The 19,550-nt window shown below is 47.5% G+C and carries 19 protein-coding genes and 1 riboswitch; of the genes, 15 read left to right on the forward strand and 4 right to left on the reverse strand.

What is annotated here, in order from left to right:
* Positions 1–121: 121 nt before the first annotated feature.
* Positions 122–595 (reverse strand): HPP family protein, encoded by a 474-nt coding sequence (locus AC58UX_RS28345; protein WP_497259021.1) that lies wholly within the window; start codon positions 593–595, stop codon positions 122–124.
* A gap of 96 nt (positions 596–691) precedes the next feature.
* Between AC58UX_RS28345 and AC58UX_RS28350 the strand changes: the two genes are divergently transcribed.
* The 14 genes from AC58UX_RS28350 (at position 692) to AC58UX_RS28415 (ending at position 15,484) form a co-directional block, all read left to right on the forward strand.
* Positions 692–1,624 (forward strand): LysR family transcriptional regulator, encoded by a 933-nt coding sequence (locus AC58UX_RS28350; RefSeq protein ID WP_497259023.1) that lies wholly within the window; start codon positions 692–694, stop codon positions 1,622–1,624.
* Between the two features lie 101 nt (positions 1,625–1,725).
* The gene (gene uptA, locus AC58UX_RS28355) at positions 1,726–2,325 is read left to right on the forward strand and encodes an undecaprenyl phosphate transporter UptA (protein WP_497259025.1); all 600 of its coding nucleotides are present in this window, start codon (positions 1,726–1,728) and stop codon (positions 2,323–2,325) included.
* Positions 2,326–2,403: 78 nt separating this feature from the next.
* The gene (locus AC58UX_RS28360) at positions 2,404–2,970 is read left to right on the forward strand and encodes a thioredoxin family protein (protein ID WP_497259027.1); all 567 of its coding nucleotides are present in this window, start codon (positions 2,404–2,406) and stop codon (positions 2,968–2,970) included.
* An 18-nt stretch (positions 2,971–2,988) separates the two neighbouring features.
* Positions 2,989–3,612: an MBL fold metallo-hydrolase gene (locus tag AC58UX_RS28365; RefSeq protein WP_497259029.1), complete on the forward strand. Its 624-nt coding sequence runs from the start codon at positions 2,989–2,991 to the stop codon at positions 3,610–3,612.
* A gap of 559 nt (positions 3,613–4,171) precedes the next feature.
* The gene (locus AC58UX_RS28370) at positions 4,172–4,453 is read left to right on the forward strand and encodes a hypothetical protein (RefSeq protein WP_497259031.1); all 282 of its coding nucleotides are present in this window, start codon (positions 4,172–4,174) and stop codon (positions 4,451–4,453) included.
* Between the two features lie 140 nt (positions 4,454–4,593).
* A riboswitch (cobalamin riboswitch) is annotated at positions 4,594–4,788 on the forward strand.
* A gap of 150 nt (positions 4,789–4,938) precedes the next feature.
* Positions 4,939–8,115, forward strand: a complete 3,177-nt coding sequence (locus AC58UX_RS28375; protein ID WP_497259033.1) for an S-layer homology domain-containing protein — start codon at positions 4,939–4,941, stop codon at positions 8,113–8,115.
* Position 8,116: 1 nt separating this feature from the next.
* On the forward strand, positions 8,117–9,127 hold the full coding sequence (locus tag AC58UX_RS28380) for a prenyltransferase/squalene oxidase repeat-containing protein (protein WP_497259035.1): 1,011 nt from the start codon (positions 8,117–8,119) through the stop codon (positions 9,125–9,127).
* A 62-nt stretch (positions 9,128–9,189) separates the two neighbouring features.
* Positions 9,190–10,029: a DUF4430 domain-containing protein gene (locus AC58UX_RS28385; RefSeq protein ID WP_497259037.1), complete on the forward strand. Its 840-nt coding sequence runs from the start codon at positions 9,190–9,192 to the stop codon at positions 10,027–10,029.
* A complete protein-coding gene (locus tag AC58UX_RS28390) occupies positions 10,026–10,919 on the forward strand; it encodes an energy-coupling factor transporter transmembrane component T (protein ID WP_497259039.1) in 894 nt (297 codons plus the stop codon). Before AC58UX_RS28385 ends, AC58UX_RS28390 begins: the two co-directional genes overlap by 4 nt.
* The gene (locus tag AC58UX_RS28395; protein ID WP_497259041.1) at positions 10,892–12,580 is read left to right on the forward strand and encodes an ABC transporter ATP-binding protein; all 1,689 of its coding nucleotides are present in this window, start codon (positions 10,892–10,894) and stop codon (positions 12,578–12,580) included. Before AC58UX_RS28390 ends, AC58UX_RS28395 begins: the two co-directional genes overlap by 28 nt.
* Positions 12,577–13,275 carry an ECF transporter S component gene (locus AC58UX_RS28400; RefSeq protein WP_497259043.1) on the forward strand — a complete coding sequence of 233 codons (699 nt, stop codon included), beginning with the start codon at positions 12,577–12,579 and terminating at the stop codon, positions 13,273–13,275. The genes AC58UX_RS28395 and AC58UX_RS28400 overlap by 4 nt, the downstream gene beginning before the upstream one ends.
* 64 nt (positions 13,276–13,339) lie before the next feature.
* The gene (locus tag AC58UX_RS28405) at positions 13,340–13,930 is read left to right on the forward strand and encodes a DUF1989 domain-containing protein (protein ID WP_497259045.1); all 591 of its coding nucleotides are present in this window, start codon (positions 13,340–13,342) and stop codon (positions 13,928–13,930) included.
* Positions 13,931–13,999: 69 nt separating this feature from the next.
* Positions 14,000–14,626 carry a LysE family translocator gene (locus tag AC58UX_RS28410; RefSeq protein ID WP_497259047.1) on the forward strand — a complete coding sequence of 209 codons (627 nt, stop codon included), beginning with the start codon at positions 14,000–14,002 and terminating at the stop codon, positions 14,624–14,626.
* Between the two features lie 84 nt (positions 14,627–14,710).
* On the forward strand, positions 14,711–15,484 hold the full coding sequence (locus AC58UX_RS28415; RefSeq protein WP_497259049.1) for a YqcI/YcgG family protein: 774 nt from the start codon (positions 14,711–14,713) through the stop codon (positions 15,482–15,484).
* Between the two features lie 7 nt (positions 15,485–15,491).
* Here AC58UX_RS28415 and AC58UX_RS28420 read toward each other — a convergent pair whose 3' ends face one another.
* Together AC58UX_RS28420 and AC58UX_RS28425 are read right to left on the reverse strand one after the other, a co-directional pair.
* A complete protein-coding gene (locus AC58UX_RS28420) occupies positions 15,492–16,817 on the reverse strand; it encodes an amino acid permease (RefSeq protein ID WP_497259051.1) in 1,326 nt (441 codons plus the stop codon).
* 2 nt (positions 16,818–16,819) lie between these two features.
* Entirely contained in the window at positions 16,820–17,458 is a 639-nt protein-coding gene (locus tag AC58UX_RS28425; protein ID WP_497259053.1) for a spore coat protein, read from the reverse strand.
* A 159-nt stretch (positions 17,459–17,617) separates the two neighbouring features.
* On the opposite strand from AC58UX_RS28425, the gene AC58UX_RS28430 reads away from it, so the two are divergent.
* A complete protein-coding gene (locus AC58UX_RS28430) occupies positions 17,618–18,982 on the forward strand; it encodes a TrkH family potassium uptake protein (RefSeq protein WP_497259055.1) in 1,365 nt (454 codons plus the stop codon).
* Positions 18,983–19,164: 182 nt separating this feature from the next.
* Here AC58UX_RS28430 and AC58UX_RS28435 read toward each other — a convergent pair whose 3' ends face one another.
* A complete protein-coding gene (locus AC58UX_RS28435; RefSeq protein WP_497259057.1) occupies positions 19,165–19,482 on the reverse strand; it encodes a hypothetical protein in 318 nt (105 codons plus the stop codon).
* Positions 19,483–19,550 lie beyond the last annotated feature (68 nt).

The raw sequence follows: 19,550 nt of genomic DNA on the forward strand, positions 1-19,550 counted from the left end.
GGGTCCGCCTCCTGTACAAGGGTCTTGTACATCTTATGCGGAGGCTTGTCAGCGCATGAATCGGGAATTGCGCGTTATTGGTGACGAGACAAGTAACGAATAACGAGTAACGAGTAGCGAGTTACCACCACTTCGTGGGGTAGTGATAGGTTCGGGTTGCCCGGTGATACCCGCAGGCAACGAGGACGATCACCGCTGCGCCAAGCAGCACCGGCGTGAGCAGGAAGCTCCAGCCTGCGCCGGTGAGCATCACGAGCAGCGGATCGGCGCCTGCGGGCGGATGCAGCGTGCGCGTCAGCTGCATGAGCGCGATGGCGGCGCCGACCGCAAGGGCGAGGCTCCACGCGTGCACGCCGAACGCGGTGAGGGCGCAGAGCCCGACGAGCGTGCTTAGCACGTGGCCGCCGATGAGGCTGCGGGGCTGCGCAAGCGGGCTCTGCGGGAGCGCGAAGGCGATGACGCAGGAGGCGCCGAAGGGCGCCATCAGCAGCGTGGTGCGCGCGAGGTCGCCGAGCCAGCTGCACAGCAGAATGGCGATGAAACCGCCGATGCCAGGAATCAGTTTGAGGGAGAGTGGCCGAAGTCGAGTGATCATGGGATATGCCTCTTTTCATATTGATATCCCTGATGGTATCATAAGCTCAGGTATTTGAATAACGAATGATTACGATAGTTGATATTTGATTATACGATGGGTGGTGCGTTGCCAATGCTGGAACAGCTGGATGGTCGAAGTATGAAAACCTTCATTACGGTCATGGAGGAAAAAAGCTTCAGTAAGGCCGCTCAAAAGCTCGGCTATGTGCAATCCACAGTGACGATGCATATTCTTCAGCTGGAGCAAACGTTGGGACAGTCGCTCTTTCAGCGGCTGCCGCGCGGGGTTGAATTAACCGCAGCAGGCCGAGAGGTTGCGCCTTATGCGTATCGTTTTCTACAGCTGGGCGAATCCCTGCAGGAGAAGCTTACAGGTCTGCAGGCGCCGAAAGGCGTGGTGCGCTTGCGGGCGCTGGAATCGTTCTGCGTGCCGCACCTGCCGAGGATGCTGCCTACGTTGTTCGAGCAATTTCCGCACATTCAGCTGCAGCTGGAAACGGGCTTTCAACGCGATATTATCCAGGAGGTATCGGCATACCGCGTGGATTTAGGCATCGTACCGCGAGATCCGAAGGCACGGAATCTTACTTTTATCCCACTTTTAGCAGATGAGTTGGTGTGGGTAGGAGCGCCCTCATTGGTGGAGCGAATTGAGCTGGAAGGCTGGGAAGCTGTTGCTAATACGCAGGTTATCGGCTTCGGCAGCCGCTGTATCTATCAGTCATTGGCTTCGCAGGTACTGATGACGGACAAGGGGATTGCTACTTTTACCGAAATGGCCTTCGATAGCACGGAAATGCTCAAACAGACGATGATGTGCGGCATGGGGCTCTCTTTGCTGCCTGTCACTTCCGTAGAGAATGAGCTTGCTTCGGGCAGACTGCTGCGAGTGAGTACGGAGAAACCGATCCCGTTAGAGCATGGATTGATTCACCGTGCAGGCAAAGAGCTCAGCGCACCTGTAGAGGCCTGTAAATCGCACATTGTGGCATATTTTAGAGGAGAGTTGTATACAAGTAGTGGATGAGAGCCTGTCTATGATAGAATGTGGATGAGATTATTTTACATGTAGCATTAAGCGATTTAGATGGATAAAAGATCGAAAGCAAAGCGAAGAGAGGGTTACGCATGCATGATTTGATTCAAAGTGTTTTGGTATATTTGGAAGGCTTGGGGTACTGGGGGATTTTCCTTGGGTTAATGCTGGAGGTCATTCCGAATGAATTGCTTTTAGCTTATGCAGGGTATCTTGTGTCCAAGGGACAAATTAACTTCGTGGGTGGTATGCTTTGTGCGGTCGTCGGGGGGACGTTGGCTCAAGTTGTTCTGTATTGGATTGGGCGCTACGGTGGTAGACCATTTCTGGAGAAGTATGGAAAATACTTACTGATCAGCAAGCATCATATTGATGTAGCGGAAAGCTGGTTTAACCGGTATGGGACGGGCATGATTTTTACAGCGAGATTTATTCCGATTGTACGTCATGCGATCTCATTGCCAGGTGGAATGGCGAAAATGCCACTAGGCAAATTCACCCTGTACACGGGGCTTGCGCTTATTCCTTACTCTTTTTTGTATATTTATTTGGGCATGAAATTGAAAGACAACTGGGAGACGATCGGCGAGTACGCGGGGCCTTATATTAAACCTTTAATTGTCGCAGCGGTCGTGTTGACGATTTTGTATGCGGGCTATCAATTTTATTTGAAAAGAAAAACGAAAGTCTAGGAATCTCGATTTGGCGGTTTCGTTTGCTTTTGTTACAATGAATGAGAGAATATGGACTTTCCTGGGAGGATGAAATCAATGAGTACGAATCTTGCTAGTATGCTGCGCACAGGCTTGAAGCCACAACAGTTTATCGATGGTATGACGAAAAATCAAGAACAATTCCTAGCGTATTACGATGGTTTCGCTTGGGACAATGAAGAGGATAAGGAATATTTCGAATCCCTCAATAATCGCGATGATCTTCGTTGCTTGATTGTTGCTGCTGACTGGTGCGGAGACGTTGTTCGCAATGTGCCTGTTGTTTTCAAAGCTTTGGAAAATAGCGGCGTGCCGACAGAAGTTCTCATCATCGAGCAAAATTATGATGTGATCGATCAGTTCCTAACAGGCGGCGGACGTGCGATTCCGATCGTTATTTTCACAGATACAGGCGGTTTTGTGCTTGGACACTGGGGTCCTCGTCCGAAGCATGTACAAGCGGTTATGACGCAATTCAAAAAAGAAAATCCAGATCGCGATGCAGCTGATTATAGCGAAAAAATTCAAGTAGCCAGAGCCGAAATGGGCCGTCAATATGGCGAAGGTAACGGATACCATGCCGTTATTGTGAAGGAACTTCGTTCATTGATCGAGTCGTTCTAAGGTGAAGGTGGCATTACGATGATTAACATTCAATCCTTTGTCCTGGGGCCGGTGCAGACGAATGCGTACTTGCTGTCGAATCCAGAGACAAATCAAGGCATTATTATCGATCCAGGCATGAATCCCAAGTCGCTGATCAAAAAGATCGCCGACATGGATATCGTGGCGATTCTGCTGACGCATGCGCATTTTGATCACATCGGTGGTGTGGATGAGATTCGCAAGCTCAAGAACTGCCCCGTGTATATTCACGACTTGGAAGCTGATTGGCTGACGAATCCGAAGAAAAACGGCTCCGCACGCTGGCCAGATCTTGGCGCTCTGATTGAGACCGATCCTGCGGAATTCTCGCTGGATGAGGGGCAGACGCTTGAGTTTCTGGGCATCCAGCTCAAAGTGTTCCACACCCCGGGCCACTCGCCGGGCAGTGTGAGCTTCTTGTACGAGAATCACCTGTTCAGCGGTGACGTGTTGTTTAAGCTGTCGGTCGGTCGTACCGACCTGCCCGGTGGCAACCACAATACGCTGCTCGATTCCATCCAGGACAAGCTGTTCCTGCTGGATGACGAGGTGATCGTCTACTCGGGGCACGGCGCGAAAACAACGATTGGTTTTGAGCGTGAGAATAACCCATACGTGTAAGGTCTTTAGGACTGCTCCCTCTGATAGGGGGCGGTTTTTTTTTGAGAGGGCGTTCAGCTGAAATTAGGAAACTAGGTTTGAAATGTCCGTGTAAGCGGTCAAAGATGCTAAAAGGCACTTATTTTCGAGGAAAACAGCGAAATGGAGAGAAATAATTGCGAGAGTGCAACCTTTTGGGCCGAAAAGGTGCTCAGAAGAGGCATGACGGCGGAAATTGATGCCTATTTGCATTTATTTTAGATCGAGCGGTTCAGCCGCTGAAAAAGGTTGCCTATTTGCATTTGTGCAGCCTTCCCAGCTGCATGCAAGGGAGGCCCCAGCTATATTCATTGCGGGAGGGTCCCTTTTTTTGTGCTGGATGGTCGGCATGTATGCTCGTTCGCCCATGACACCCACCCAATTTATGTGGTAACTGGGTGTTTACCGTGTGCAACGTAGGTGGTTCCCCATAGACTGATGTTGTAAGCTATTCACCCAACCTCAACAATAACAATCCTGTTTAAACTGTTTATTCACGTGAAAGTCCCTTAAGGGAAAATATGAAGGAGGTGCATTTCTCATGGAACATATAAAAGTTCCGAATTACCCAATGCAACCAATGCCTATGCCTACCCCGATGCCAATGCCAATGCCGACTCCACTTCCAGCTCCAGCGCCGATCATGCAGCAACCAGCACACAATATCCACCTGCACGCGTCCTACCAACAAACTGAATTTGTATTCCCAAAACCAGTTCACACGCAAGCAGTCGCTTGTCCTCCGAAAAACAATACGGCTGCTAGTATCCTAGTACTTTTCATTTTGCTAGTTATCATTACGCGTGGTATTTGTAAATATTAATTTGCAGATTGCACGGGTAAAAGAGGAAGGTAATCCCGCGGGGCCATGGGCCTTGGAGGGGTTGCCTTTTTTTGTTGAGAAAAAAAAGGATTGTTTATTGCGAGGAAGTCATGTACAATTCGTCATGATTACAGACAATTTCATAAACTAGCTTATAAGGTGCTTTCTGCTGAATCTAGCGGAAGCTTAATAGGGAAGTTCGGTTGAAGTCCGATGCGGTCCCGCCACTGTAACGCTGAGCATACAATCATATCCACTTTCGGTCACTCGATGGGAAGGAGATTGTACATGCGATGAAGCGAAGCCAGGAGACCTGCCTAATAAGTATTTTTATTTTTTTCTCACGAGGATGGGAGGAAGATGTTTCTTTGCATTTACCAAAAATAACGGTTAGTCGTTGGATTAACACGTTTTTTACAAGGACATCTTTCTTCTGTTACTCAGAGAAAGGTGTTTTTTTTGTTTGTCCAACTTTTTTAAGAAAGATGAAGGTGATTGGTTTGTTTCGTTTGATGAAAAAAGGGATTTCAGCCTTACTTAGTTTTGCACTTATCATTTTAATACTTGTTCCACAGGCTGCTAGAGCAGCTGAATCAGATCAAACTACGAAATTGAATACGATTATCTCGGATACTGTCCGTTACTATCAACAAAACGGCACGAATCTTGCTTCCTGGTGGCAAATGGTTGCGCTATGGGGTGCTGGGGAAAATTTGCATAATGGGAGATGGAACCTTCCTTCGTGGGAAAAAGTAGATCCGGGATTTTTGGCAAATGCAGGTGGAACGGATCATATTCAAAAAATATTCGGCTTATTGACGATGGATCGCAATCCGTCCATAGCTTGGGAAACCAAGAGGAATCTATACGCTGAGCTGGCCGCACAACAAAATGCTTCAACGGGTGCCATTGGCAGCATCAATAAACATATATTTGCCATGCTTGCCTTGGATACGGGAGAGAAATTAAAGCACAATGTAGGTACTTGGAATCAAGCAGCCAAAGATAAAGCGTTGAGCTTTTTGTTAAGCAAGCAATTAACAGATGGTGGATTTGCTTTATCAGGGACGCATTCGGATACGGATATAACAGGCATGGCCTTATTGGCGCTAGGCAATTATCAGTCGAATAGCGCTGCAGTCACAGCTATTGGTCGCGCTAAAGCGTTGTTGAAGCAACGGCAACTTGCTAACGGCGGGTTTGAATCAACAGGTCCGTGGGGATACGGCGATAATTCGAACAGTTTGGCTACTTCTGTATCAGGCTTGGTCGCTGTTGGAGAAGACATGCGGTCCGCAAGTTGGATCAATGAACACACGGTTGTTGATGCCGTTTATAGCTTCCAGCTGCCTACTGGATCATTTTCTTGGAAAGTAACGCCGCCAACCCAAAATCTAATGGCAACAGAGCAAATATTAATCGCGTTAACGGATATTCAGCATAACAAGTCTGTTTGGCAGCGTTTGGCGGATAAAGCCAATGTAACGACTGTTCAGTTAAGTGTTCAAGGCATAGATGCTCCTATTTATGCACAGCAAACGGTAACGGCTTCCGCATATGGACGTTTTGGGACGGCCATGGATGCCTTGAAACAAACGTTAGAGAAGGCAAATATCGACTACGTCATTCAAGATAGCAGCTATGGTGCCTATCTTTCCTCAGTAGCAGGTCAATCAGAAGGAAGTCTTGGCGGGTATGATGGCTGGATGTATGAGGTGAATGGGGTTTCACCATTCGTCAGCGCTGCGGATTACATTTTAAAAGACGACGATGTCGTTAAATTTTACTATGGTCGTTGGCCATCCATTTCGGTTGCTTTGAATACGAATATCGGTACGCTGAATCCTAGCTTACAAATCAAACTAGTTGGTGATACGTTTACGCTTGGGGCTGATGTGGCAACGAATTGGAGCTTTGATCCTGGCACCACAGGCTTGTCGATCGCCAATATAGCTCAAGCAAGCAATCATCAAGATCTTGTCGTTACGTTTGCGGGGCAAGGTCAAAAAGGAACCCTAACGCTCAAAGCACTGCCAGCCGCACTGGTCAGTAATTCGGAAAGTAATGCGCTGACCATCCATAACGTGAGCACGACGGGTGATCAAACTGTCAATGTGGGCGCTAATGAGTCCAATGTATCTTTCTCGACGGATGCTAATGATCAAGCGACGAACAAAATTACCCTTTCGTTTACGACGGTCGCATTGCCAGAGATCATTGCCAAACGAGGCACTACGGAGTTGGAGATACCTGCTTTTACACGGGTGACTTCAGCGTGGAACAATGAGATTGAGCTGCCGAGAGTACTTAGCACAACCGATAATTCCGTTGCCAATAAAGTGAATGGTGCTCTAACCGTTGGTGGTAGTAAGCTAGACAGCATCGATTCGCGCATTAAAGTCGGCGGTGATAGCCGCATTCAGTTTAATCAACACGTTACCCTGAAGTTGAAAGGGATGGGGGATAAAAACGCCGGTTTCATTGATGAAAGCGGGAATTATAGCGCCATTCCGAAATATAACAATAGCGATTATCGCAGCGATGATGTATATGCATATAGCGAAAATGGCGATTTGATTATTAAAACGAAGCATTTTACGGAGTTTCTAGCATTTACATCGTCCATTGTTAATACGCCGGGATCTGGCGGTGGTACTGGCCCAATTGGCGGTACACAGAAAGTTACTTTGTCTGTTGAAAAACGCTCATTGGGAGAAGGGGATATCATTGCTCCTATATCCGTTACGTTGCAGCCTGGCGATACGGCTTTCACACTTTTGCAGCGTGTACTGGGTTCCCAAAGTTTAGCTCTGTCTTACATCGGTACGGGTGCAAGCCTTTATGTGCAATCGATTGATAACTTGAAAGAAATGGATCGAGATTTGCCGCTAAGTGGCTGGATGTACTCCGTGAACGGCGTATTTCCCAAATACAGCGCAGGTATTTACACATTACAGAACAATGATATCCTTCGTTGGCAGTTTACCAAGGATCTGGGGAAAGACATCGGTGATGTGTATACTCCGCCAGGAGGTGGAGTTGTCCCAATTATCCCTGGTAAGCCTACGGAACCCACGGAACCTGAAGAGCCTGCAGAGCCTACAGAAGAAACCAAAAACACACTGGCAGCTGAATATGAAGATGCCATTACGATTTCGAACTGGGCACAGGATGCTGTCGCTAAAGCAACAACGCTAGGTTACATGGATGGAACAGGAACGAAGTTTGAACCGAAGCGGGAGTTAACAAGAGCAGAATTTGCGGCGCTCATTATCCGTTTTACGGGAGCTGAGTTTGTCAGCGGTGAGTCTGACTTTGAGGATGTAAGCACAGACGATTGGTTCTATAAATACGTGGCCACGGCAAAAGCAAAAGGGCTGATATCGGGCGTTGCTGAACATTCTTTTGCCCCGAATCAAACGATTTCCAGACAGGAGATGGCTGTGATTCTAGGTAGATTACAAGGATGGTCCGTTGCGGAGCAGAAAGACAAAGGCTTGAAAGACCAAGCGAGTGTCTCCGCATGGGCCCTGCCTTACGTCAACCAGGCGATTGAAGCTGGATTGTTGACGGATGATAGCGGGTTTTTCAATCCCTTGCTGCCAGTAACGCGTGAGATGGTGGCTGTCGTTATCATGAGGCTTCACGAGTTGAAAAAGTAGCATGGGACAAATTTTAACTATAATCATGTTGGTTCTTTCGCTTCTTTCTGCTCCTTCGGATAACATGAACAAGGCTGTGGTAGAGAAGCAAATTAGTCAGACTGCGGCATTCTTGCAGCAAACAATCACAGATCCAATCATAGCCTCAATCGGTGGAGATTGGACGGTATTCGGACTGGCGCGCTCAGGCGTGCCAGTTCCTAATACTTACTACGCGAAATATTACGCGAATGTAGAAAAGATTTTAAAGGAAAATTCAGGAAAGCTTCACGCCGTGAAATATACGGAGTATGATCGCGTTATCCTAGCGCTAACGTCCATCGGCCGTAATGTTGATGAGGTAGCAGGCTATAACTTGAGAGAGTGGCTAGCGGATTACAATACGCTGATCAAGCAAGGTATTAATGGCCCTATATTCGCCTTGATTGCCCTAGATAGCAAAGCCTATGACATCCCGATTGTTAATGGCGTTAAGAAACAGACAACTAGGGAGCTGTTGATCGATTTTATTTTGAAGAGAGAAATAGCAGGTGGTGGCTGGGCTTTAGGCGAGAACGCGGCAATGTCCGATCCGGACATTACGGCGATGGCGATCCAAGGTCTAGCTCCTTATTATAAAACGAATCCGCAAGTTCAGGCGGCAGTAGATCGCGCACTGACTTGGTTATCCAAAGCTCAAACGGCAGACGGCGGCTACGCGAGTTATGAGACTGCGAATCTAGAAAGCATTGCTCAGGTCGTAGTGGCGCTTACCAGCCTTGGAATAAACCCGCATACGGATGCGCGTTTTATCAAAAATAGCCGCTCAGTCATCGATGCCTTGCTAAGCTATGCCTCCGCCAATGGCGGCTTCTACCATGTGAAATCCGGCGGAGTCGATAATGGCGGCGGCAAACCAGGCGAAGTGGACCCGATGGCGACGGATCAGGCGCTGTATGCACTTGTGGCCTACGACCGACTCATCACAGGGAGAAATCGTTTATACGATATGACGGATGTAAACGTAGAATAAGCAGTGACGAGCAGGGGCATGAGAGTGCCCTTGCTTTATTCATTAAGGATGTGAATAATCGCATGTCGATGAAAAAATGGCTGATGGGAATAGGCATTGTTGCTGTGCTGGCTATCGCTTTTTTCTGGGGCGGGAATAGTCCGAAAACCACGACTGTATCCGTGTTAAGCAGCCCCACAGCGCAGGAAACGCCATCTGCGGCGCCAACGATTACCCCACAGGAGACAACGTCTGTTCCGATAGAGCCAAAACCATCAGAAGACGTAAAACCAGCGGTGGAAACGCCAACGCCAGCACCATCCGTACAACCAACGCTTCCAGCGCCAGCGCCAACTTCAACACCAACGCCGACACAGGCACCAACGGCGACGCCAACGCCAGCGCCAGAACCAACCAAGGATAAATTCCTTACCGAACCTGTGCCGGAAGGCAAACCGAAGCCTGTCGAGTGGCAGGATGCTACGATCGATAAGAAAAAATCGTTCACGGCTACATTATCCGTGACTTGCAAGACGATTTTGAACCATATGGGCTTGTTCAATAAGGATAAGCTGGAAGTGCTGCCGAAGGACGGCGTGATTTATAAGGCGCAGACGGTAACCTTTTATGAGGGAGAATCGGTGTTTGATGTCTTGCTCAGAGAGATGAAGAAGAACAAAATCCACATGGAATTCGCCATGACGCCCATGTATAACAGCAATTATATCGAGGGTATTCACAATTTATATGAGTTTGACTGCGGGGAGTTAAGTGGCTGGATGTATAAGGTGAACGGCTGGTTTCCTAATTATGGAGCGAGTCGGTTTCAGTTAAAAGAGGGCGATGTTATCGAGTGGGTATACACGTGTGATTTGGGGCGCGATGTAGGCGGAGGTCCAGCTGGGGCAGGTGGAAAAAAATGAAGCGAGACGCCTTCTCGACGTACCACCCGGTCTTAAATTTCTTATATTTTGTAGTGATTCTGATCTGCAGTATGGTGTTTATGCACCCGATCTTTCAAGCGATCGCGCTCGTAAGTAGCGTCATCTATTCTCTCATGCTTAAAGGGAAGAATGCCGCTAAATCTAATGCGGTATATCTGATTCCGCTGCTCGTGCTGACGGCTGTGATGAACCCTGTTTTTAATCACGCGGGTGTGACGATTCTGTTTTATCTACACAATGGCAATCCGTTTACGCTGGAATCGATGCTGTACGGAATTGCTGCCGCTTGCATGTACGTGACGGTGATTGTGTGGTTTTCCTGCTACAATGCGGTGATGACGTCGGATAAATTCATTTATTTGTTCGGTAAAATGATGCCAGCCCTGTCGCTGATTCTTTCGATGGTACTTCGTTTTGTTCCTAGATATTTAACGCAGTTAAAGATCATTTCGAATGCGCAGCGATGCATCGGCCGGGATGCTTCGCAGGGTCATATTTTAAAAAGAGCTCGCAATGGGATTCGGATCCTCTCGATCATGACGACCTGGGCGCTGGAAAATGCGATTGAAACGGCCGACTCTATGAAGTCGAGGGGATACGGCTTGCCGGGCCGCACGAGTTTCTCGATGTTTCGATGGGATCGTCGTGACCAAGCACTTAGCCTCATTATGAGTGGACTCATCCTCGTCGTAGGCGTAGGCGCGTGGAGGGGAGAGAATACGACTCGCTATTTTCCATCGATTCATGTTCCAGATGTGACACCGTTTAGTGTGGTGGTGTATATCGCCTATGGCTCATTGTGCTTACTACCTGTGTTTATTCAGATTGTGGAGGGGTTCAAATGGCGATTTATGACATCAAGGATTTAAGCTTTGCCTTTCCGCTGCAAGAGACCAATGCCCTGACTGCCATTAATCTGACGATTCGGAGCGGGGAGTTCATTGCGATCTGCGGGAAGTCAGGCTGTGGGAAAAGCACGCTGCTTAGACAGCTGAAGACGGTACTCTCGCCTCACGGAACGCGGAGCGGGGACGTTTATTTTCACGGGCGAGAGTTGAGTGAAGTCGACCAGCGCACGCAAGCAGCGGACATTGGATTCGTGCTGCAAAATCCAGATAATCAAATCGTGACGGATAAGGTGTGGCATGAGTTAGCTTTTGGACTAGAGAGCTTAGGCTATGATCAGTCTACGATTCGGCTGCGTGTTGCGGAGATGGCCAGCTTTTTCGGTATTCAGACGTGGTTTCATAAGAGCGTTAGCGAGCTTTCCGGCGGGCAAAAGCAGCTGCTCAATTTAGCCTCGATCATGGCGATGCATCCCTCGGTGCTCATCTTGGATGAGCCTACGTCTCAGCTGGACCCGATTGCTGCTGCAGATTTTCTGGAAACAATTAGAAAAATTAATCGGGAGCTAGGGACAACGATTGTAATGACAGAGCATCGGCTGGAGGAGGTTTTACCGATCTCGGATCGGCTCATCGTGTTGGATCGAGGACGAGTGATTGCCGATGATGCCCCACCGCAGGTGGGGGAGATTTTGCGTGAGCTGGGGCATCCGATGTTTGCGGCCATGCCTACGCCGATGCAAATTCATGCCAGTGTCGATGAGGGCCAAACAGGGCCAATTACGGTAAAAGAGGGCCGGGAATGGCTCAATGCGTATATAGCGGACAGGTCGGCTGCGCCCGAGTTGGCGCTACCTATCAGCACCTCTACCAGCACAAGTCCCCTTGCGATTCAATTCAAGGATGTATGGTTCAGACATGAACGAAATGGGGCAGATGTGATCAAGGACCTTTCGTTTGAAGTGCGGGAAGGGCAGTTTTACTGCCTAGTCGGGGGGAATGGGACGGGAAAAACGACTACCTTGTCGCTCATCAGCGGCATCCTGCAGCCGTATCGGGGGAGGGTGCTGATTGATGGACATAACCCGGCCAAAATGAAGGCTAAACAGCTCTTCGTCAACCGCTTAGGTGTTCTGCCACAGAATCCAGCGACACTATTCGTGAAGAAGACCGTGGAGCTGGATTTGTATGAAATGCTGGCGGACACCACGTACACGGCGGAGGAAAAAAGGCTCAAAGTGGAGGCTGTGGTCCAATTTGCAGAGTTAGAGCCATTGCTTAGGATGCACCCGTATGACCTCAGCGGAGGGGAACAGCAGCGTGCCGCGCTTGCCAAGGTGCTCCTGCTGGAGCCGAAAATCCTCCTGCTCGACGAGCCGACGAAAGGGTTGGATGGCTTTTTTAAAGAGAAGCTTGGCGTATTTCTGAAAAAGCTGCACAGCGAGGGCGTGACCATCGTCATGGTTTCGCATGATATTGAGTTTTGTGCCAAGTATGGCGAGGACTGTGCGTTGTTTTTTGATGGGAGCATCATAACGTCGAAGCCTGCTCATACGTTTTTCGCGGGGAACAGCTTCTATACGACAGCAGCGAATCGGATGGCGCGACATCTATGGCGTGAGGCCGTGACGGTAGAGGATGTGATTGATTTATGCAAAAGAAGCACACAGCTCGTGGGCGTTTGAGTCGGCGAACCGTCTTCGCGGCGCTGCTCATCTTCATCGTCATTCCGGCCACAATGATGCTGGGGATTTTCGTGCTCGATGATCGCAAATATTACTTCATCAGCTTGCTGATCATACTTTATACAATGATTCCATTCGCCATGGTTTTTGAAAATCGCAAGCCGCAGGCGAGGGAGCTTATCGTCATTGCTGTTCTGGCTGCGATTGCGGTGGCAGGGCGGGGGGCTTTCTTCATGCTACCGCAGTTCAAGCCTGTGGTGGCGGTCGTAATCATTGCTGGCGTGTGCTTCGGCGCAGAAGCGGGCTTTCTCGTTGGCGCGGCGGCGGGCTTCGTGTCCAACTTTTTCTTCGGGCAGGGGCCGTGGACACCGTGGCAAATGTTCTGTTTTGGCCTGATTGGCTTCGTGGCGGGGATCCTGTTTAAAAAAGGATTGCTGAGGAAGACGAAGTTATCCTTGTGTGTTTTTGGGGGTTTGGCGACGCTGCTCATCTATGGCGGAATCATTAATTTGGGCTCGCTACTGATGGTCACGCCTAGCTTTTCATGGGATGCGCTGCTGGCTACTTACATCTCAGGCTTCTGGTTCGATCTGGTGCATGCGAGTGCGACAGTATTCTTCCTCTTTTTGATCTCGGGGCAGATGATTGAGAAGCTGGAGCGGATTAAGGTGAAATATGGATTGCTTAATCCGTAATCATAAATCCATACCCGATAAGCCATACTGTAAGGGTACCTTACCAACATTTAGGAGGACATGAATGAGCAAACAGCATTGGCAAATCCCGGCTACAGAGGGTCTCGGACTTCGGCTCAAGAGGGGCCAAGTGATTCGGGTGACGGATGTAGAGGGAGAACAAGTTGCCGACTTTGTGGCCTATCGTGGGGATGATATCAGCGAGCGGCTTGATCCTAGTGTGACGATGGACGCTTTACATGCGATGAAAGTGAAGCCCGGCGATACCCTTTACTCCAATAAATACACACCAATGCTCACGATCATTAGCGATACGGTAGGGCAGCACGATTTTATTAACTCGGCATGTCGGCCTGAAATGTACGAGTTGCTGTACAATAAGCGTGACCACGCCAGCTGCTATATGAACTTAAATGAAGCACTGGCACCATTTGAGATCCCCGCGCCAGATCAGCATTATCCTTTTAATATTTTCATGAACACCATCATTCAGCCATCCGGACAAATCCTTGTAGAGAGGCCTTTATCCAAAGCTGGAGATTATATCGAGCTTCGTGCAGAAATGGATCTGATTGTTGCTATATCTGCTTGTCCCTGCGCAGAAAGTCTCTGCAATGGCTACAAATGTACACCTATTCGCGTTGACATCATCTGATCTTCTAAGGGACTAGCACCTGGCATACATTAACTTGTACAAGTTATTTGATGTTCAGGGGGCGAAGTTATGCATGATTTTCTCACTTATTTGTTTCTTGGCATTTCGTTATCGGCGCCCATCGGACCTATTAATGCTGCTCAACTAGACAAGGGAGCCAGATTTGGCTTTACGCAAGCGTGGTTGATCGGTTTAGGCGCGATGTGTGCCGATTTGCTGTATATGCTGCTTATTTATTTTGGATTAGCCCACTTCTTGACCACCCCGTTTATGAAAACATTTCTATGGTTGTTTGGCTGTTTTGTACTGATCTACACGGGCATTGATACGCTAAAAAACGTGAAGATATTTCAGGAAGCCAGCCCTCGCGGGGGACAATCCAGCGTAAATTCCTTTCGTTCCGGATTTTTCATGGCCCTTACCAATCCGCTCAATATCTTATTTTGGCTGGGCATTTATGGCTCTATTTTAGCTGAAAGTGTGCAGAATTATGGCCTTAATCAAGTGCTTTGGCATAGCTCAGGTATCTTTGCCGGCATCCTTCTATGGGATGTTGCTATGGCTACGCTCGCCAGCTCCTTTCACAAGTTCGGGAATCGTACTACGCTGCAAATCATTTCTGTAACAGCTGGCCTTAGTCTCATTGGCTTTGGAATGTACTTTGGCTATCAAGCTTATCAGCAGCTAATGAGTTAAGTAATACCTTCGAACCGGGACACTCACCCATCTATTCTCCTTCGCATAGTATGCATTCGTACTCACGAAGGAGGTTATTTCTATATGGCTGATCTCTATGCCAAAGACTGGCTTGATACACATATGAGCACCCTTGCCGCATGGCAGCAGGACGCTTTCCGTCAATTCGGCACTATGATTGCAGATTCAGAAAATACTTACCCTTGTATACCCGGCCGTCAAGGCTTCCTTACCAACAACCTGCGCTTTGGCTTTGCAGATGATCCAAGATCAGAGCAAGCTGCGCTTGACGTTGTCCAGCTCCTGCAGGCATATGGACGATGCTCACGGGAAACAGGGAAATTCGCCTCACTCGTTATTTTTTTCCATACGCCTGCAGACATGCTGAATAGCTACTCAGTAGAAGACTACGAGCAGCTATTTTGGTCGGTTCTAAGCGGGGCTAGCGCTAAAGATGAGGCACCTTGGCCTGAACATATTTCAAAGGATCCTTCGCACCATTCATGGGAATTTTGTTGTGATGGGGAGCCGTATTTCTCGTTCTGCGGCACACCAGCCCATGAAGTTAGAAAGAGCCGGATGTTTCCACATTTCCTCATTGCCTTCCAACCTCGCTGGGTGTTTGAAGAAATCAACGATTCGACCCCTTTTGGACGGAATATGAAAAGACGCATTCGCGAGAAATTAGTGGCGTACGATGGTATCCCCGCACATCCCTCTCTGAAATGGTACGGACAAGAGGATAATCAAGAGTGGAAGCAATATTTTTTGCGTGATGATGAAAGCATCCCTTCTAAATGTCCCTACACGTATATGAAAAATAAACTTAAAGCTGTTGGCGTACTATTTCATAAATAGGATATCGTTACGCAGGTTCTCTTCGTGTCGAGTTATGCTTCATCCACAGTGTGATTAGTACAATTACCATGACGATAAGCAGGCTAGTCCAAAACCCGGTTCTCCCGGTTTTCTCCAGGATTGGTCCTGTTGCTGCTGCCATGATAAGAAGAATAGCGGTCCAGGATTTAAGCTGTCCACTGATGCCTGGCCGTAGTTGTTTGAGATACGATGCAACGATAAGCAACCACGTATAGAGGAGAACCAATCCCCCAGCGGTGGTCAAATGTTCAAAGATTTGGCTCGGTATCACCAGCGCAAGGATGATCGAAACGCATAGCCCTATTGTATTCACTCCAAGTGCATATAGAGGCAACTGTTTCTTGCCTTTCCGATCGGCCAACCATGACGGGGCATCCCCGCCTTCCGCTAAAGCAACTAACATCGTAGATACACCGTATAGCGAGGCAACGAGGATAGAAAACCCGGCAATCACCAGAACCCCATTCATGATGTGCACTAGCACAGGAAACCCCATAATACCTAGAGAGAGAAGCAGCGGGCTTTTATCAGGTGTCATCTGCTCCTTGGTAATAAAAAGAAGCGCCAAGCTAATGGAAATCACATAGAGGACTGTGATTATTAGCAACATGAGTCTCCCAGCTTTAGGTGCGTCTTGGGGATGCCGTAAATGTATCGCCATGAAGCCCATGACCTCAATGCCGCTAAACGCATAAAACGCATACAAAAGCCCTTTCCATGCACCAGTCCAACCTGAACTAAACCAATGAACGCTACTACCTTGAATAGAGTTTATGCCATGGGTACCTTTGATAAACGCAATCCCTGCGATGATGATGAATAGGAGCACTGCCGCGATTTTGACGATAGCGCATATATTCTCGGTTTTGTTAATTCCTTGCGAGCCAAGGATAACAACAAGGAGGGCAAGGAGCGAGTAGATCGCAGTTAACAACCAAAGTGGCAGATTGGGAAACCAGAATTGCGTGAATATCCCAATTGCCGTTAAAGAACTACCTAAAATGAGCATCTCCGAGGACCAATACAGCCATCCCACGCCAAATCCTGCCCAGCGGCCATAGGCTTCCCTAACATAATTTCGAAATGACCCTTTCTCCGGGTTAGCGGCCGTCATCTGTGCTAAGGCTTCATATACAAATAAGGTGGCTAGCGCTGCTAATAAAAATATAAAAACAACCACAAACCCACTCTTTTGAATGGCGATGCCGGAACCAAGGAAGAAACCTGTTCCTATTGTGCAGCCAATGCCGAACAAAGCTAACTGCCACCAAGTTAGCTTGTTCGTGTTGTTGTCACTGTTCGTATGCCGCAATGCTAGTGTAGCGACGCTGCTGCTCTGTTATTAGGCGGCATTTGTGGCACCCCGGTTGCGGGGACGAATGCTGTCAGCATGCTTTGCATATCGGAAGCTTCTAATTGTGGGACTTGGTAGTAGGCAAGTCTATTTTGATAAAGGAAAATTTCATAAGCCATTTCGATGAAATTTTGTACCTGAGAGGCTAATACCCGCCGCACAACGGGATTTGTCACTTCTACGGCTGTCATGGTGAGCAACGATGCGTGCGTTTTGATCAGACCCAGCATATGCCCGCTTATTCCTGCATCCTTCACATCAGCGAGCGATTGGTTTGGCTTTTTGGGTTGGACTGGCTTTATGCCATAGATCGGCTGTGAAAGTTGCCTAATCATATACGTGGATGTTTCTTGGCTTGGCTTTTGTCCCGTTGTGAAACACTCCGCGGTTAAATTGTATTGCTCAAGTGTGAACTGGTATTGACGATCGAGAATGTCCAGCAGCTCGCTATCTTGTACAAACTGTCGAAACATCATGAATTGGTCCAGCACATTGATGGTACAAGCCAACACTTCATGTAAATCGAAAAGCTCATGACCGCCGTGGTTTGTACTAGGCGTAGCTTGCGTTTGAGAATTGGGCTGCATTTGTTGTTGCATGACGAAGTCTCCTTTGGCATTAAGGTTAAAGTAACTTCGTTAATGTTGGTTTTAGCTGTTTGGTTTATACATGGCTGGGAATATTCAATCAGTATCATGGGCAAACCAAAATATTGAAAATTCGCGATGTAATGAAAGCGTGAAAGGAACAGGTTGCCCATGTGGAATAAATTGCAGAATTGGATCGAGAAGCGATCGCCTGCTCAAGTGATTACCGGCTATTATTTATTGGCAGTTCTTTTATCCATCCTACTGTTTAGTATTCCTGCAGTGCATAAACCTGGCGTTACAATTACATTTTTTGATACTGTCTTTACGGCCGTCAGCGTCGTAAGTGACACGGGGCTAGGCGTATTTAATGTTGCTGAAAGCTACAGCGTATTCGGCTATTTCGTCATTATGCTCGTCTTGCAATTCGGGGGGATCGGCATCATGGCGATGAGTACGTTTTTCTGGCTTCTGGTGGGTAGAAAAATCGGATTACGCGAACGCCGCATGATTATGGTGGATAACAATCAGTTCGCATTATCGGGCCTCGTTCAATTGGTGAAAGAAATTTTGCGGTTCACACTTATAACAGAATTAATAGGGGCGCTTATCTTCGGAATTCGTTTTTTGGCCTATTATGATAGCTGGCAGGAGGCGTTTCTTCAGGGATTGTTTGCAGCAGTCAGTGCAACGACAAACGCTGGAATGGATATCACGGGACAATCCCTAACACCTTATGCGCACGATTATTTCGTGCAGCTGGTTACGATTGCGCTCATTATTTTTGGAGCGATTGGGTTTCCGGTGTTAATTGAGGTAAAAGCCTATTTCACACATCTTAGGAGGAAGTCAGATCCTCCTTTCCGATTCTCCTTATTCACAAAGTTAACGACATTAACATATGGCATTTTGCTTGTGATAGGCACATTGCTGATCCTATTGTTTGAAAATCACCATTATTTTAAGGGTTTGTCGTGGCATGAGAGTTTCTTCTATGCTTTGTTCCAATCGACAACAACAAGAAGCGCTGGGCTTACGACAATGAATATTAACGATTTTACAATGCCGACACTTCTGCTGATGAGTCTCTATATGTTTTTTGGTGGATCCCCGAATTCGGTAGGCGGAGGGATCCGAACGACAACACTTGCGTTGAATGTGCTTTTTATTTATCACTTTGCTCGAGGAAACCGTGCCATCAAAGTATTCAATCGGGAGCTTCATCCGGATGACGTTTTAAAAGCAATGGCTATTACGTTACTGGCGTTTGTGCTGTGCAGCCTATCGGTTATTGCAATCTGCTTTACCGACAAGCAGCATTCGCTTATCGCCATTGTGTTAGAGGTATGCTCCGCCTTCGGGACGGTAGGCCTGTCTACAGGAATAACACCGGATCTAAGTATATTTGCGCAATGTATACTTATGTTTCTGATGTTTCTGGGAAGAATCGGGTTAACAACCTGCTTGTATTTCATTGGCGGCGGTCTGAAGGATGCAAAGATTCACTATCCTGTGGAGAGAGTTATGACGGGGTGAGATCGGCCTTTGAGTAGAACATGCATTAAAAAGTCGCGTAGTTGCGGCTTTTTTTTATTGTCAAAAGTTGTAATATAGACTTATCTCAAAAAAATGGGGCGACGAGGGACGGGCAGATTATTTGAAGAAGAATAACAAAAAAACTGTTCTCAAAGGAACAGTTAATTTCAAAAAAAGTTAGGCTATTTTGCTGACTTGAACAAAGACTTACCTTTATTATAGACAAATCTTTCCCACCGAGCTAACAAGCCGTTTCCATTTTCACCAGCTTCTATTTTTGAGGCATGATTTTTATGGAACTCTGCGACCTTCTTATTATGCTGATTATTCCAATTGTTAGATTGATGCCAATTATTAGTGATTTTATGAAGTTTGGAAACACGTTCATGATGTTGTTTTTGCCACCCGGATTGATGATGACTCAAATCTTCTGAAAGTCCAAATTTATCAGCGATATTTTGAACAATTATTCGATGACAACGTTTAGTGAAATTTAACATGTTTTCTCAGCCTCCTTCTTAATCTCCTTCAATTACTGGTCTTTTGCCATAATAATTATCACGTTTCC

The organism is Paenibacillus sp. J22P90 (genome assembly GCF_059692195.1).

Coding starts and splice junctions, on each gene's coding strand:
- AC58UX_RS28360 (WP_497259027.1), top strand. CDS start 2,404: ATGAGTACGAATCTTGCTAGTATGCTGCGCACAGGCTTGAAGCCACAA.
- AC58UX_RS28395 (WP_497259041.1), top strand. CDS start 10,892: ATGGCGATTTATGACATCAAGGATTTAAGCTTTGCCTTTCCGCTGCAA.
- AC58UX_RS28405 (WP_497259045.1), top strand. CDS start 13,340: ATGAGCAAACAGCATTGGCAAATCCCGGCTACAGAGGGTCTCGGACTT.
- AC58UX_RS28365 (WP_497259029.1), top strand. CDS start 2,989: ATGATTAACATTCAATCCTTTGTCCTGGGGCCGGTGCAGACGAATGCG.
- AC58UX_RS28375 (WP_497259033.1), top strand. CDS start 4,939: ATGAAGGTGATTGGTTTGTTTCGTTTGATGAAAAAAGGGATTTCAGCC.
- AC58UX_RS28370 (WP_497259031.1), top strand. CDS start 4,172: ATGGAACATATAAAAGTTCCGAATTACCCAATGCAACCAATGCCTATG.
- AC58UX_RS28385 (WP_497259037.1), top strand. CDS start 9,190: ATGTCGATGAAAAAATGGCTGATGGGAATAGGCATTGTTGCTGTGCTG.
- AC58UX_RS28390 (WP_497259039.1), top strand. CDS start 10,026: ATGAAGCGAGACGCCTTCTCGACGTACCACCCGGTCTTAAATTTCTTA.
- AC58UX_RS28350 (WP_497259023.1), top strand. CDS start 692: ATGGGTGGTGCGTTGCCAATGCTGGAACAGCTGGATGGTCGAAGTATG.
- AC58UX_RS28380 (WP_497259035.1), top strand. CDS start 8,117: ATGGGACAAATTTTAACTATAATCATGTTGGTTCTTTCGCTTCTTTCT.
- AC58UX_RS28435 (WP_497259057.1), bottom strand. CDS start 19,482: ATGTTAAATTTCACTAAACGTTGTCATCGAATAATTGTTCAAAATATC.
- AC58UX_RS28410 (WP_497259047.1), top strand. CDS start 14,000: ATGCATGATTTTCTCACTTATTTGTTTCTTGGCATTTCGTTATCGGCG.
- AC58UX_RS28345 (WP_497259021.1), bottom strand. CDS start 595: ATGATCACTCGACTTCGGCCACTCTCCCTCAAACTGATTCCTGGCATC.
- AC58UX_RS28415 (WP_497259049.1), top strand. CDS start 14,711: ATGGCTGATCTCTATGCCAAAGACTGGCTTGATACACATATGAGCACC.
- uptA (WP_497259025.1), top strand. CDS start 1,726: ATGCATGATTTGATTCAAAGTGTTTTGGTATATTTGGAAGGCTTGGGG.
- AC58UX_RS28425 (WP_497259053.1), bottom strand. CDS start 17,458: ATGCAACAACAAATGCAGCCCAATTCTCAAACGCAAGCTACGCCTAGT.
- AC58UX_RS28430 (WP_497259055.1), top strand. CDS start 17,618: ATGTGGAATAAATTGCAGAATTGGATCGAGAAGCGATCGCCTGCTCAA.